The 14,900-nt window shown below is 39.5% G+C and carries 12 protein-coding genes; 5 read left to right on the top strand and 7 right to left on the bottom strand.

The window, feature by feature from the left end:
- The first annotated feature begins 417 nt into the window (after positions 1-417).
- The 4 genes from I6F48_RS01005 (at position 418) to I6F48_RS00990 (ending at position 3,055) form a co-directional block, all read left to right on the top strand.
- Positions 418-663 carry a DUF4235 domain-containing protein gene (locus I6F48_RS01005; RefSeq protein WP_002958040.1) on the top strand — a complete coding sequence of 82 codons (246 nt, stop codon included), beginning with the start codon at positions 418-420 and terminating at the stop codon, positions 661-663.
- A 402-nt stretch (positions 664-1,065) separates the two neighbouring features.
- Entirely contained in the window at positions 1,066-1,374 is a 309-nt protein-coding gene (locus tag I6F48_RS01000) for a hypothetical protein (protein WP_197118629.1), read from the top strand.
- 305 nt (positions 1,375-1,679) lie between these two features.
- Positions 1,680-2,828: a hypothetical protein gene (locus I6F48_RS00995; RefSeq protein ID WP_197118628.1), complete on the top strand. Its 1,149-nt coding sequence runs from the start codon at positions 1,680-1,682 to the stop codon at positions 2,826-2,828.
- 83 nt (positions 2,829-2,911) lie between these two features.
- A complete protein-coding gene (locus tag I6F48_RS00990; RefSeq protein WP_197118627.1) occupies positions 2,912-3,055 on the top strand; it encodes a hypothetical protein in 144 nt (47 codons plus the stop codon).
- Between the two features lies 1 nt (position 3,056).
- Here I6F48_RS00990 and I6F48_RS00985 read toward each other — a convergent pair whose 3' ends face one another.
- The 7 genes from I6F48_RS00985 to I6F48_RS00955 all read right to left on the bottom strand — a co-directional run bounded on the left by I6F48_RS00985 (position 3,057) and on the right by I6F48_RS00955 (position 13,734).
- A complete protein-coding gene (locus tag I6F48_RS00985; protein ID WP_197118626.1) occupies positions 3,057-3,950 on the bottom strand; it encodes an Abi family protein in 894 nt (297 codons plus the stop codon).
- 442 nt (positions 3,951-4,392) lie between these two features.
- A complete protein-coding gene (locus I6F48_RS00980; protein ID WP_197118625.1) occupies positions 4,393-7,224 on the bottom strand; it encodes an NACHT domain-containing protein in 2,832 nt (943 codons plus the stop codon).
- Between the two features lie 576 nt (positions 7,225-7,800).
- Entirely contained in the window at positions 7,801-8,085 is a 285-nt protein-coding gene (locus I6F48_RS00975; RefSeq protein WP_197118624.1) for an addiction module antidote protein, read from the bottom strand.
- 336 nt (positions 8,086-8,421) lie between these two features.
- Positions 8,422-11,313, bottom strand: a complete 2,892-nt coding sequence (gene gcvP / locus I6F48_RS00970; protein WP_197118623.1) for an aminomethyl-transferring glycine dehydrogenase — start codon at positions 11,311-11,313, stop codon at positions 8,422-8,424.
- A 161-nt stretch (positions 11,314-11,474) separates the two neighbouring features.
- Positions 11,475-11,864, bottom strand: a complete 390-nt coding sequence (gcvH, locus tag I6F48_RS00965) for a glycine cleavage system protein GcvH (protein WP_024592874.1) — start codon at positions 11,862-11,864, stop codon at positions 11,475-11,477.
- 73 nt (positions 11,865-11,937) lie between these two features.
- On the bottom strand, positions 11,938-13,020 hold the full coding sequence (gene gcvT, locus I6F48_RS00960) for a glycine cleavage system aminomethyltransferase GcvT (RefSeq protein ID WP_121955113.1): 1,083 nt from the start codon (positions 13,018-13,020) through the stop codon (positions 11,938-11,940).
- Between the two features lie 114 nt (positions 13,021-13,134).
- On the bottom strand, positions 13,135-13,734 hold the full coding sequence (locus I6F48_RS00955; RefSeq protein WP_165740687.1) for a hypothetical protein: 600 nt from the start codon (positions 13,732-13,734) through the stop codon (positions 13,135-13,137).
- Positions 13,735-13,860: 126 nt separating this feature from the next.
- On the opposite strand from I6F48_RS00955, the gene I6F48_RS00950 reads away from it, so the two are divergent.
- Entirely contained in the window at positions 13,861-14,712 is an 852-nt protein-coding gene (locus tag I6F48_RS00950; protein ID WP_024607170.1) for a LysR family transcriptional regulator, read from the top strand.
- Positions 14,713-14,900: the final 188 nt, after the last annotated feature.

The following is a 14,900-nucleotide window of genomic DNA, read 5'->3' as shown; positions in this document are numbered from 1 at the left end:
TCGACTCAAATATATTATAAAAATTAATTATATTAAAGGTTTAAAGAAAACTAAAAACAACAGATTAGTTATTCTTTAATATTAAAACTAAAATAAAGATTACGTAGATACTCGTAAATACAGCTGCAAATAGACTTTCCATCAATACCCACTTAGTGAGAACCCCCTCTCCTTGCTTAATGCATTATTTTAAATACGTAACCAATACCATCCCTAAATTAAGTAGTTATTTAATAAATACAAATACTCGCGGGGTTTAATAAAGCTTTAGCGGAAGAATATTAAAGTGTAGATTTTAAAATAGCCCGATTTAAAGGCTTTACGGTTCTATCGGTATATAAATTGCTGTTACTAATGTTCTTACTTAAAGAGTTACACATAAATAACGCTGCCGTTATTTATAAAAAGGAGAACATTATGAGTAATAAACAGCTAATTACGACGATAGGTATAGGTCTGGCCGCTGCATCAGCAGGTATGTTAACAAGGAAAACTTTACAAAAATCGTGGGAAAAGGTTACCAACGAACCAGCACCAAAGGATAGACCAAGCGAAGAAACAGATCTTAAAGAGGCCGTTACATGGGCTGTAGTCTCAGGTATTGGTGCGGGTGTTGCAAGAATGGCCGTACGTTATGTGCTAGACAAGCGCCGATCCAAATAAACCGACCCGATTGATACCTCTTATAAGTATTAAGCGTAATGCGGTGAGGCTCTAAAGGCGGCTTGCGACAACCAATCCCCAGTTGTCGCAAGCAACTTTGCTAAAGCCTTGATTAAGGTTACTTAACTATTGAGCTAAAAAACATATTAATATCCAAACCGGGGTTCTGTGGTTAAATTTAAAATGTCGGATGGCACGGCTGCGCCGCTTATCCGACCTGCGTAGGTTGAAAAAGCCAAAGGCGCCTTCCAACAAGACCTCCTAGATTTTAAACAGATACACTCTATTGAACATTAACCTATTAAATATTAACTCCCTTTCAAAGTTGTTGCTTACCTACAAGCTTGCGTATAATGCCCGCATTCCGGCTGCATTTTTTAGCCGCTAACTTGGATTTTAATAATGAAAAAACTCTCTGCAGTGCAAATAAAGCAGCAAGCACTTGTACTTAATACTGCTGAAAAATTAGAAGAACAAGGCCGCGCTGAGCTCCCAGGCATGCTGCAATGCTGGTTTGATGTTCAATATCACTTATTTCCAAGTACACTACTGCTGTGCTTTCAGTTTGAAAACGAGCAAGCCTTAGCAGCCGCAGAGCCAGATTTATTAAAGTGGCAAAAGCGTTTAAGCGGCGCAATGCTCAAAAAAGGCGTTATTTTAAAAGATATGCGTAAACATTTAAAATTTACGCTCAAAGGGCCTGACGATTAATTAGGAAGGTTTAAAACTATATTTTGGCTTACGCTCGTGTCACCGCAAGCGCATAAAACCATAATGAAAAGCCGTTGCATTGCTGCAACGGCTTTTTACTTTTTATTAAAACTTAAAGTAGAACCCATAAAGATCACTTTAGACTCAGGGATTTTTATTAGCCGATAATGCTAATTGGCCGTTAAACAAAACGAATGTACTGCAAAAGCAAATATCAGTCGATTCAACGTTAATTAGTTGCTCTAAGTTAGCAATAGTAGGATAGTAAATTACATATAAAACAATAGCCTTATATTAGGAATATTATGATCAAAGTATTATTCGCGACCAGCTTAATTGCCTCTTCATTCGCTGCTTTAAGTAATCCTTTAACTGTTGAAGAGCAACGTATCAACAAAGCTCAATCAACAATGCTAAATGTTTTAAATGCATTTACCCCACAAGTATCAAGCTTTGAGCAACAATTTAAAGAATTAAACGACTTTAAAAGTGCAAAAATATTAGTACAAAGCTTTAGCTTTGAACTGTGGGAAAACGCAAAGCAACGCATAGTAAAAACCAATAATTACGACGACCGAGAGCTTTACTGGGCACGCCTGCTTTCAAGCAAAGTAATACGCACAACATCGCCTAAATTTTCAATTACGCAGGCTCAACTAAATACTTTACTAACCATACTTGAGGAAGGCAGCAGAGGACGTACCGATCTTGCTTTTTCATCAGGCAGCACTAAAAAAATATTACTTACAGGCTTTGACCCATTTTTACTCGATAAAAACATAAACCAAAGTAACCCCTCAGGTGTTGCGGCGTTATTACTCGACGGCCAAATTATTAATTACAACGGCATCAGCGCAGAAATTAATACCGTTATGGTGCCTGTACGCTACGAAGACTTTGATCAAGGTATAATAGAATCACTACTTGCCCCCTACTACGCACTTAATAATGTAGACATGGTAGTAACCGTAAGTATGGGCAGAACAGAATTTGATTTAGAGCACTTCCCGGGTAAACGTCGCAGTGTAACCGCCCCCGATAATGCCAATATTGTGTATGGCGGCACGCAAACAAGCCCAGTAATACCAAAACTTAATGGCCGACCACTCCCGGGCAACGAGTTTGTAAAATTTAGCTTGCCTGTAAGTTACATGCAACAAGCCAAAGGCCCTTATAAAGTTATCGACAATCACGAAGTCACCACGCTTGAAAAAACCTATAAAGCGGGTTCGTACGGCGAGCTTAAAAATAATATTGCGGTTAATGGCGGCGGTGGTGGTTACCTATCTAACGAAATATCGTACCGAAGCATTCGCCTGCGCGATGCGCTTAATTCAAGTATACCTACAGGGCATATTCATACCCCACGTATACAACAATTCGAACCTGAAACAGAAGCTAAAATAGTAAAACAAATAAAGGCAATGCTAGAGCAAAGCTTAGTCGCGCTATAGTTTATAACAACCAATTTAAGGGTATAAAAAAGGGCAATAACATTGCCCTTTATTTTCTCACGCACTCTCCCACGGTTAATCACATGGTAAACACATTTTCATATTCTATTCGCAGTGGTCTAGACAGAGTAATTGACTTAATGAGCAATAAATCTAAGTACTTGGTATGTAGTCAAAGTTTAGTGCCTTGGTTTTTACAGTTAACTGAGGGCTTAATTAGCTCTTAATTTATTTAATGCTATTCCAAATAGGTAACATTTTCCAATCTTCAGGGAAGCCCATTTCGGTTACGTCAATATTATACACCTCAATCAAGCTAGCTAGCTTTTGTTTCCAATGGTGATTAGGGCTAATTAAATCCATAAAATAAGCACACATAACGAGTGTGTTGTATAACTGCTTAGTTGTATCGCTAAAGCTATTAAGCAAAACACTGTCGCCATTTGTTGGCAGCTTCATGGTAAATGTAAAATCTCGGTTGTATAAACGGCTGTGGTGGGCACAGATATTACGCACCGTCGTTATGTGGTGTAAAAAAGATGAAAGTATTGTTTCTTTTACTTTATATGAATCTGCAATATCATTTTTTAGCGCTCGTCGCCCTATTGCATCATAGCTCCTTGAAAGCCAGCCGAAGCTCATTACTTCAGCAATAATCCAAATAGCGGGTGTTTCTTCATTATATTTGTAATTTTGCTTTTTTATATTTGTATCTGACGTTCGTTGAATTTCAGCACAAATATTACTAACAAAGTCGTTATGATTAAATTTAGAAGAAAATGCAGCCGGCTCTAAGTGTGCATGTGAACCATGCTTTTTTGCTAAATAATATGCCCACTGAGTGCGCACAGATACTTCTATTCGCTCAATGGCATCAAGTAATAACAACCTTAGCTCTCTATCAAAAGAATACAGATTTAACACTTGCTCAAACGTAGTACCAGACTTAAAAGTATGATTTTGATGCTCTTCAATAAACGACCACCAATAAGTGCCTAGCCTGTAATAATTAATATGGCTAAGATAAAAGGCTGCTGATTCTTTATCATTAATTACTAGCCCGCGCTCTTCTAGTAAGTCGACTTGCTGCGCAAATATTATGGGGGCTTTAGGGAACTGCATGAAGGCTAAATCCTTTTACCATGCTATAGAAATAATTAACCCCTCGCAGGGCGCTGAGCTTACGGGTAGCGGGAGGGGTGTTGTTACGCGTAATTATAGAGCTTAAAAGTATAATTTCAAGATATTTGTAGCTTGGCTGATATTGGCACTAAACAATGACTCAGGCGAAAGCCAGAGCCTTAATTAATCATCAATGATGCTAATTAAAACGCCTATATTCATATGGCGTTCTTTATTCAAGCCATGGTGCATATTCACACCAATCGACGTCATTACTCGTTGTATCAGGTACAGTGCGTAGTCATATTTAAATTGAGTTTAAATAATAAGAACACTTGGTTTTTGAATAAAAAGATCAAGAAAACAAATGTGCCTGGTTGACCGGAACTTTCTAATGGGTGACCTCTTTGGTTTTCTTTGTTTTTTTGTATGCAGTCTCGATTTAACCCTTTTGTTTTTTACATGTACCAAAAACTTTGGCTGGATAAACAAACAAACTATAATTGGCGTCAGAATCTACTTTATTATTAGGAAAAACTACTTCACCTTTAAGCATAGACCTGATGGCAAGATTTAACTCATGCTTTATGTTTTTTGGCTTTTGCCCTGCACGATTCCAATGAGCCCTTAGCAATTTAATGATAACCTCTCCTCCTCGCTCAGGTCCCTTCAACAAAATGAGTAAATGTAGGGTAATTATTGGTAACAAGAACGATACGATTGGAAGTATGTTTGTTTGTTTTAATTCGTCTAAGCCAAAAAGCACAATGAGAGTTAAAAATATAGGGATTGAAAACATTATTATAAAAACCCGTGAAGAATTATAAATAACCTGAGAGCTTACTTCTTCAAAAAAGTTATTATATTTATTTGTCAGTTCGTTTTTTTCACCAATCTCCTTTGTTAATTTATTAGAAATTAAATGGCTAACCTCTAAGGTTTTGTGTAAAAGCAAAATCAATAGGAACTCAATAGCCACATAGATCCTTGTAAAATTTGATAAAACCCTTTTTAAATCTTGACCAATACATTCTGATAGATAGTTAATTGAGTTATTTTCATTTCTAAGCCTAGTAAATATACTTTTCTCATTTGATGAATTGGATAGCACTACAGAAGCTCTATAATCATTAGGATCAGATATTATTGCTATTCCTTTTGCCACCAAAAATTCAAAAAACTGCTTGTGAGGAAACCTAAGGTTAGTTGTACCACCTGCAGTATCATTAATTAAGAGACCAGCACTACAAATCTCGGTAGTTATCATTTCAATTCTATCAGCAAGGGTGTCTTCTGAATAACGCTTTTCAAATTCAATAACCCCATGAGCTACATCAGTTGAAACACCTTCGGCCTTACTCAAAGTGACGATGATTTCGTATGTTTCTCGAACCATATCTGAGATTTCAGAGCGTGATATTGTATTTTTATACTTTAATCCTGACATTTTCCACGCAACGCATATTGTCAGTAATTCTCTTACTTGTTTAGGTAATACTAGGTATCTAGAGCCCGACGGTGCATCAAGCCTAACTCTATCCCTTTCTAACTCAACTTCCTTTCTTGAAAAAACAGCCTGAACGTATCTCTCAATTAGATCTGCACCTGTTAGTTGCGCTCCCGCTAATTGCAACTCTGCTATTTGTGGCCAGATTGTAGCGACAACTGGCAACATAGATGGTCGGCTTACAATATCAAAAAAGTCTTCATTATCCGCAATTGCAGAAATAATTCCACCTCTGACGTCTGGTTCAAAACTTCTACATGCAAATTCAATTTGTTCTGTTGTAAGCTTTTTAAGGCTCCAAACTTCTGTATAACTTTCTCCACTAACCCCTCTGTTAACTTGAGTCCTTAAAGTTCTATTTACCTCTTCTTCATCCAAAAAGAAATTAGGGCGTCCAGTAAAAACTAATTTAGTATTTGGGTATGCAAATTTCCAAAGTGCATTAAAATGTTGATGGCGATAAAATTCTCTTCCAGCATTTCTTAATTCATCAAAGCCTTCAAAAATAACAACAGCCTCACCTGATTTTATCAAATTCATTACTTGCTGGGGTAAAAGGCGATATCGTGTACACCATGAAGAAATAAAAGTTAAAGGATCCGATTCACACGGGCTTTGTCCGCGCAACTCGATCAATAAAGGGACACGCTCTTCTATATTACCCGTAGCTAGAAATTTCTTTGCCCAATCAACGCAATATTTCATTAACACAGTACTTTTACCTTGCCCATACTCCCCAGTTACTGCGACATGACCATTACTATAACGATCCAACCAATTCTTAAAGCTTTCATCAAAAGGTATTGAGTGTGAGCCGTCCACATTAGTTGTAATATTCAAATCAACAAATGAATCTTGCAATGTAGCACTTGTTCCACCTACAAGAGTATTTTCGAAGGCAATAACAAGCTCTCTTGCATAATTATGTAAATCTAACCCCATAAGGATTAGTTGCCGAGAAGAGTAAATCTCTACTTTCACACCATTTACACAAAGTTCTTTAACATTACAATCCGCATCTTTAAGTGATAAATATATTGCAAACACTCGATAATTTTCAAGCGTTCCATGCCTTAACTGAACATTATTAACACGAGTATTAATATTAATAACATCTTTAACATCATCTAAAATTAAAACAATAACTTTTTTTCTCTGTTCTTTAGTCAATCCTAGAATCTCACCTACCCATATTTTATCTTCATTTCTCCAGCCATCATCAGGAAGCCTTAACTCGCTTAATGCTGAAACCAACATATCACGCAAGAGATCTTTTCTTTCTATTGGTTTTGGTGTTTCAGCTAGCTTTTCTTTCCAGTTACTAGCAGCATCGCTAGCTATAGGATCTGACTGCCTTTTTAAAAGTAATTTTATCTGCTCCATACTTAATGCAGCAACATTATTATTTAAACACCTCTCTTCTAATTCTAATTCAGAGACTCTTGGTGGGGCTTCCCAGTTTTTAATAGCTTTTACGCCAAATTTATATATAAAAAAAATAGCTATTAAAGTAGTTATAAAAGTAATGACTGACGGTGCACTCGTTGTAATTGGCCCATAGCCTAGAGCTTCTGAAAATTTAGATAGTATCGCAGCTGGTAAAGTAGATGACATTGAAGACAATCCAAACACAAAGCAAAGCACTATTGATGAAACAACTGTTAAAGCAAATTTGGCTTTCGATGCCTTCATTCGCCATTTCAGCCATAAAAGAAAGGATAAAGCGATAAATAACAACATACCAATTAAAGGTAATGAAAAAATCATAGATACACAAAACAACTAAGCGAAATTTAACTAACGATAACACAAAGATAACAACTTAAATTATCGAAATTGACTTTTTCTATAAAGAAAAAACGCAGAGGTTCAGGTCTTGTTTATTGCCAAGACCAAACACCAACCTCACGTTTAACACCCTCCCCCGTCATCACGCCCTGAAAATAAGCAATTGATGAGTAATGCATTTCATGGATGAAATGAAAGCCATGCTTGCACATGGATGTGCTTTCATGGCGTTTACGTTCACATCAATTGTGGTTTGAGGGAAATAGCGTGATGCTCGGGTGGCGCTGAGAGCGTCCAGAGAGGGACCAGCGGCAGCCCCTCTTTGGCTGCCGTCGCCAGCGCGACAAAACCTTGAATAAGGTTTCTAATTTCTAGGAGTACCAAGCGTATTCGCGTTATCGGTGATGATAACCTCAAGCACCTATTCAAATACTTATTCGGGCTGCCGCCCGCGCGTCAGCAAGCTAAACGCCTACATTAAATAGCACATACTATTGGCTTTTAAGCGAGTAAGTATATTTGTGATTCGTTGGGTTTCGTTACACTCTTCCCAGCCTATGCAACTTGTGTTGTAAGGCGAAAGTTAAGTGCTTTCATCACTTTAAAAATAGTTTCCCAACGTGGCTTGGTTTTACCGTTAACTGCCTTATATAAGCTTTCACGGTTTAATCCCGTTGCTTTAGCAATATCACTCACGCCATGCTTTTTAACTAATAAGCCAAGCGCTTCAATAAAGGTATTTGGATCGTCATCAGCTAAACACTCTTCTAAAAATGTATTAATTTCTTGCTGTGTTTCCATATAGTCAAACGGGTTAAAATCTGATGTTTGTAGCGACATAGTAATTACTCCTATTTATTCAACTTGCTGAATAAATGTAGCCTAAAAGCTACAAGCGCACAATGTTATTTATAACTTTAAGGCTGCCGCCAGCGCGTCAGCAAGCTAAACGCCTACAATAAATAACACATACTCTTGGCTTTTGAGCGAGTAAGTATATTTGTGATTTGTTGGGTTTCGTTGCACTCTTCCCAACCTACGCACATATAATTTATGGTTGTTCACCACACACAAAAAAGCCGTTGCATTGCTGCAACGGCTTTTATAATTTTGATAAATTCCCAAACTATAATGGAACTTACGTACCATTAAAGGTCAAAAAATTAGTCTATGCTCTTAATCGCGATATGTCTCAACCGCTGGGCATGAACATACTAAGTTACGGTCGCCGTATACGTCATCTATACGTGTAACGGTTGGCCAAAACTTGTTTTTAGCCACTGCAGGCACTGGGAATGCAGCGTAAAAACGGTCGTATGCGCGGTCCCATTCGTTACCTAACACGTCGCCTTGTGTATGCGGTGCAAATACTAGCGGGTTGTTTTCGATTGACCATTCGCCAGAGATTACTTTTTCAATTTCGCCTTTAATCGATACCATTGCTTCGATAAAGCGGTCAATCTCGCCTTTTGACTCAGACTCAGTTGGCTCAATCATTAATGTACCAGCTACTGGGAACGACATCGTTGGTGAATGAAAGCCGTAATCTTGCAAGCGCTTAGCTACGTCCATTTCAGTAATGCCTGATTGCTCTTTAAGCGGGCGTAAATCAACAATACATTCGTGAGCAACACGGTTGTTACGACCACGGTATAAAATTGGGAAGTGCTTGCTTAGCTCATGCGTTAAGTAGTTAGCATTAACGATTGCCATTTCAGTGGCTTGTTTTAAGCCCTCGCTGCCCATCATGGTGATGTAAGCCCATGAAATAGGTAAAATAGCGGCTGAGCCGTAAGGCGCTGCCGATACCGCACCGTTACCGATGTTAGTACCTGGTACGTTAATTACGCTGTGGTTTGGCATAAACGGCGCAAGGTGCGATTTAACGCCAATTGGACCAACACCTGGACCACCGCCACCGTGTGGAATACAAAATGTTTTGTGCAAGTTTAAGTGCGATACATCTGAGCCAATAAAGCCTGGGCTTGTTACGCCAACTTGTGCGTTCATGTTTGCGCCGTCCATGTAAACTTGGCCGCCGTGCTCATGAATAATGTCACAAATTTCGCGAATTGTTTCTTCGTATACGCCATGCGTAGACGGGTATGTGATCATAATACACGATAAGTTTTCAGCAACTTCTTCAGCTTTCGCTTTAAGGTCGCTCATGTCTACGTTACCGTTTTTATCGCAGTTAACTACTACAATTTTCATGCTCGCCATTTGCGCTGATGCAGGGTTAGTACCGTGCGCAGAGCTTGGGATTAAACATACATTACGGTGTGCATCGCCGCGTGACTCGTGGTATTTACGAATCGCGATTAAGCCTGCGTATTCACCTTGTGCACCAGAGTTTGGCTGAAGTGATACTGCATCGTAACCGGTAATGTTTACTAGCCAGTCGTGTAGCTCGCCAATCATTATTTGGTAACCCTCTGCTTGATCTAGCGGGCAGAATGGGTGAAGGTTTGCAAACTCCGGCCACGTAATTGGGATCATCTCAGCAGTCGCGTTTAGTTTCATGGTACATGAGCCTAACGAGATCATTGAGTGATTAAGCGATAAGTCTTTGCTTTCTAGTCGCTTAATGTAGCGAAGCATGTCTGTTTCGCTGTGATAGCTGTTAAAGTTTGGATGCGTTAGTACTTCGTCGTCACGTACTAAACTTGCAGGAATTGACTCGCTGCCATTTGCTTCAACGTCGGCTGCAATAGCGTCAACACTTAGGCCATGGCCTTCGCCTAAAATAATATCGAATAACTCAGCTACATCGGCACGTGTTGTTGTTTCTGATACCGAAATTGAGTACTCGCCGTCGTGGTTTGTTGCAAAGTTAACGCCGTGTGCAATTGCACGCGCTGTTACGTCTGCTTTGCTGTCGCTTACTACTGTTAACGTATCAAACCAAGTGCTGTGCTTAAGTGCTATGCCTTTAGCTTTTAGGCCACTTGCTAAAATATCAGCAAAGCGATGTATACGCTGCGCGATAGTTTTTAAGCCTTGTGGGCCGTGGTACACCGCGTAAAACGCTGCCATATTGGCAAGTAATACTTGCGCTGTACAAATGTTTGAGTTGGCTTTGTCGCGGCGAATGTGTTGTTCGCGCGTTTGCATTGCCATACGTAGTGCGTCGTTACCTAAACGGTCTTTAGATACACCAATAATACGACCTGGTAATGAACGTTTGTATGCGTCACGTGTTGCAAAAAATGCAGCGTGTGGACCGCCGTAACCCATAGGTACGCCAAAACGTTGAGCCGAACCAAGTACTACGTCTGCGCCTAGCTTACCCGGTGCTTTTAATAGTAATAAACTCATTATGTCGGCAGCAACACAGGCAATGGCCTTTTTGCTTTGTACGCCAGCAATTAGGTCAGTTATGTCTACCACTTCGCCTGATGTAGTTGGGTATTGGAACAATGCGCCAAAAATGTCGTGGTTAACGGCATCTTCTGCTTTACCTACAATTATTTCAAAACCAAACTGCTCTGCACGCGTTGTTACTACGTCGATTGTTTGTGTGTGTACGTCGTCGGCGATAAAAAAGGCATTGGCTTTTTTAGCTTTTGATACGCGTTTTGCAAGGCCCATAGCCTCTGCAGCCGCTGTTGATTCGTCAAGTAGTGATGCACTTGCTAAATCAAGACCAGTTAAATCTAGGGTCATAGTTTGGAAGTTTAATAATGATTCTAAACGCCCTTGTGCAATCTCTGGCTGATACGGTGTGTACGCTGTATACCAACCTGGATTTTCTAGTACGTTACGTAAAATTACGTGCGGTACGTTAGTTGGGTGGTAGCCTTGGCCAATGTACGATTTGAAAACTTTATTTTTGCTGGCTACTGATTTTAGGTAGCTTAGTGTTTCAACTTCAGTACGGCTTTCGCCAACTGTTAGCGGTTGTTCTAGACGAATGCTTGCAGGTACAGTTTGGTCAATGAGCTCTTGCACACTCGATACTTCTAAAGCACTTAGCATATCGCTTACTTGTGCTGGGCTTGGCCCAATATGGCGGCGAATAAAATCTTGCTTTTGCTCTAGTTCTTCAAGAGATTTGGCGTTTGACATGAATCCAGATTCCTATGATCCTAAATGCTAATGGGTAACTAGCATTAATTAAAATATTTGACGATTTAACAGTTCACTCAGTATGGGGTTGTGCGCTGTAAAATCATAAAAGCCCCATTTTTATACATTAAACGGGGCTTTTAGTTATCTACAAAAAATTATTATTCTTCGTCGATAGTGTGCGAGTAACCTTCAGCGTCTAATAAGTTGTCTAGCTCAGACTCGTCAGATGCTTTAATACGGAATAACCAACCGTCGCCGTAAGAGTCACTATTTACCGTTTCTGGTGAATCTTCAAGCTCTTCGTTAATAGCAACAATTTCGCCACTGATAGGTGCGTAAATGTCTGATGCTGCTTTAACTGACTCTGCTACTGCACAGTCTTCGCCAGCGTCTACTTCGTCGCCAACTTCTGGTAATTCAACAAATACCATGTCGCCAAGAAGTTCTTGTGCATGCTCAGAAATACCAACAGTAAATGTACCGTCGCCTTCACTGCGAACCCACTCGTGTGAAGGTGCGTATTTTAACTCGCTAGGAATATTGCTCATTTTATTTGTCCTTTGGTTTATATTGGGAGGATACCAATCGCAATAATTATTGTGATTGGTATAACCAAATTATTTAAATTATTGATTTACCGTTACGTACAAAGCTAGGCTTTACTACTTTAACGTTTACTAATTTTTTACGCATTTCTACTTGAGCTGTGTCGCCTGTTGAACGTGGTACACGTGCAAGGGCTACACTAAAACCAAGTGTTGGTGAAAAAGTACCTGATGTAATAATACCTATCCCACCGTCAACAATTACTTTAGAACCGCTACGCAAAACGCCTTTTTCTTCAAACACTAAGCCAACTAGTTTGTCAGTGCTTTTTTCTGCGCGTTGCTTAACAAGTACGTCACGGCCAATAAAGTCGCGATCTTCTGGTTCCCATGCAATGGTCCATGCCATGTTAGCTGCAAGTGGTGATACGCTTTCGTCCATATCTAGGCCGTAAAGGTTCATACCGGCTTCTAAACGTAGCGTGTCGCGTGCACCTAAACCAGCAGGCTTAACACCTGCGTCTAGCAGTTGTTGCCATAAATCGGCTGCTTGGTCGTTCGGTACTACTATTTCGTAACCGTCTTCGCCAGTATAACCCGTTGTGGCAATAAATAAATCACCTACTTGAACGCCAAAAAACGGCTTCATACCTTCAACGGCTGCTTGTTGCTCAGCATTTAAAAGTGTGGCTGTTTTTGCTTTAGCGTTAGGGCCTTGTACTGCAATCATTGCAAACTCTGGGCGCTCTGTAACAGTTACGTCAAAGTCGCTCGATACGTTAGCTAAATGTGCTAGGTCTTTTTCGCGCGTTGCTGAATTAACAACTAAGCGGTAAAAAGTTTCACTGAAGAAATAAATAATTAAGTCGTCTATTACACCGCCTTGCTCGTTAAGCATGCCTGTGTAAAGCGCTTTACCTGGTACGGTTAATTTTGCAACGTCGTTAGCTACTAGCTTACGTAAAAATGCTTGTGCTTGAGGCCCTTCAATATCAACAATAGTCATGTGTGATACGTCAAACATACCTGCGTCGGTACGCACGCTATTGTGTTCTTCTATTTGTGAGCCGTAGTTGATTGGCATTTCCCAGCCATGAAAATCAACCATTTTAGCGCCCGCTTCTAGGTGCTTAGCATGTAGTACAGTTTTAGAAGTCATAACATTCCTTCACGTTTAAATTAACCCTGTTTAGGGCGTGGCTTAAATTAGTTTTTACTTAACCGTAATTAAAAACAGGTAAACATTGTTATGTTCACCTGTTGTTTGTATTCGTTATGCGGCTTCACTATGCATAAGTGCAAAACCTTGCGCTTGCATGTAGCTTTGCCATTTTTGTAGTTCTTGTTGTTTAGCGACTAATACAAAGTGTTGTTCGTCGTTTTTATCAATGGCGGTAACAAATACATCACCGCTTTGTGCACCGTAGCATAGTTGCGCGTCAGAAAGGCGCAAACCTGGTGTTAATTTAAAAGCGTTTACTAGGGTATCAAACGCGTTGTCGCCACTTAAAATAAAACTTGCCAGATCGGTGCGTACTACATAATCAATATCAAAACGTAGCTGTTGCTCGTTTATAAGTGCTTGTAGTTGAAGGCTTGCGTTGTGTGGCAGTACAAATCTAAAGGCGGTTTCGCTAAAGTAATAAACAGCAAAGCTGTAGTCAGAATTATAGTCGCCATCAAGCGTGCCTTTTAAGCCTAAACCGCTGGCGGTAAGCTTCGTTAAATCAAGGCCTAAAATAGTGCTTAAAAATACACTGGTTTCGGTGCCGCTAAAATCCATTACAACGTGATTGTTGTTAGTTTGCAAAGCGTTAGTAACCGCACTACTTGCGTTGCTGTGGCGGGCAAACATTATTGGGTTAAAAGTCATAACAAACACCTGTGTATTTTCGATTACAAAAGTATATTGCCCACGCCTACCAACAACAAATTGTAATTTTTTATCAATTGATAAATAATACTTATATATATAGCCATATAAATTGTAATTTTAAATATGAAAAACATATCAACCGACGGTTTACGTACTTTTGTGATGGTAGTTGAAATAGGTGGCTTTGCTAAAGCAGGCGATTTACTTGGCTTGTCGCAACCTGCTGTCAGTTTGCAAATAAAGCGCTTAGAAGACGTGCTTGGCTATAAACTATTTAAAAAACAAGGACAGCGCCAAGTATTAAACCAGTACGGCGAGCTATTATTGCCTATGGCAAAACAAATGATGCAACACAACGATGCTATTTTGCAGCAGTTCACATCAGAAAACATCGCAGGTAAAGTGCGCTTGGGTATTCCGAGCGAATTTGCAGCGCGTATTTTACCTTCTATTATTGGCGACTTTGTGGCGCTCTACCCTGAGGTGTCGTTAGAAGTTAAGTCGCGTTTAAGTAAACATTTGCTTTCGGCCTCAAGGCAAGATCAGTTCGATTTAGTACTTGCACTAAATGAGCGGCTCAACTCTGATAAGTTTCCTATTTTTATGCAAGACGAATTAGTGTGGGTGGGCGACCTGTCACTTGCGCAAAACGATGTGGTTACGCTAGTTACCGCACCAGAGGGCTGTATTTATCGTCGCCGTGCAATTGATGCATTAAAAAATGCAGGCATAAAATACCGAATTGTATATAGCAACGCCGATTTAACTGGCCTTATTGCGGCATTAAAAGAAGGCTTAGGCATTACGGTACTTGCTAAAAGCACAGTACCTAGCGAGCTTAATTATCAAGTTCAAACCAAACATTTACCCACTCTTGGCAATATTGGTATTAGTTTAATTAAAAGCTCGGGCGAATCTGACCATGCTGTAGATAAACTCGCGGAGTTTATAGCGCTACGCTTAGGTTATAGCTAATCCAAACTTTATAACTAGTTTATAAGTTATGAAGCAATACAAAAGAAACAATTTAGTTAACATAGTTGCATAAGTTGGTGTTTTTAGTTCTATTAAACTGAATAATTAAATACTTAATAACATTGATTCGTATTCGTTAACGTGTTCAAATTACGCCAATTTAGATAATTGACATGATTAGGAACACA

It is taken from the genome of Pseudoalteromonas sp. SWYJ118 (assembly GCF_015864505.1).
Lineage (GTDB): Bacteria > Pseudomonadota > Gammaproteobacteria > Enterobacterales > Alteromonadaceae > Pseudoalteromonas > Pseudoalteromonas arctica.
The sequence above is the reverse complement of the archived record's forward strand: the minus strand, read 5'-3'. Positions and strand labels throughout refer to the sequence as shown.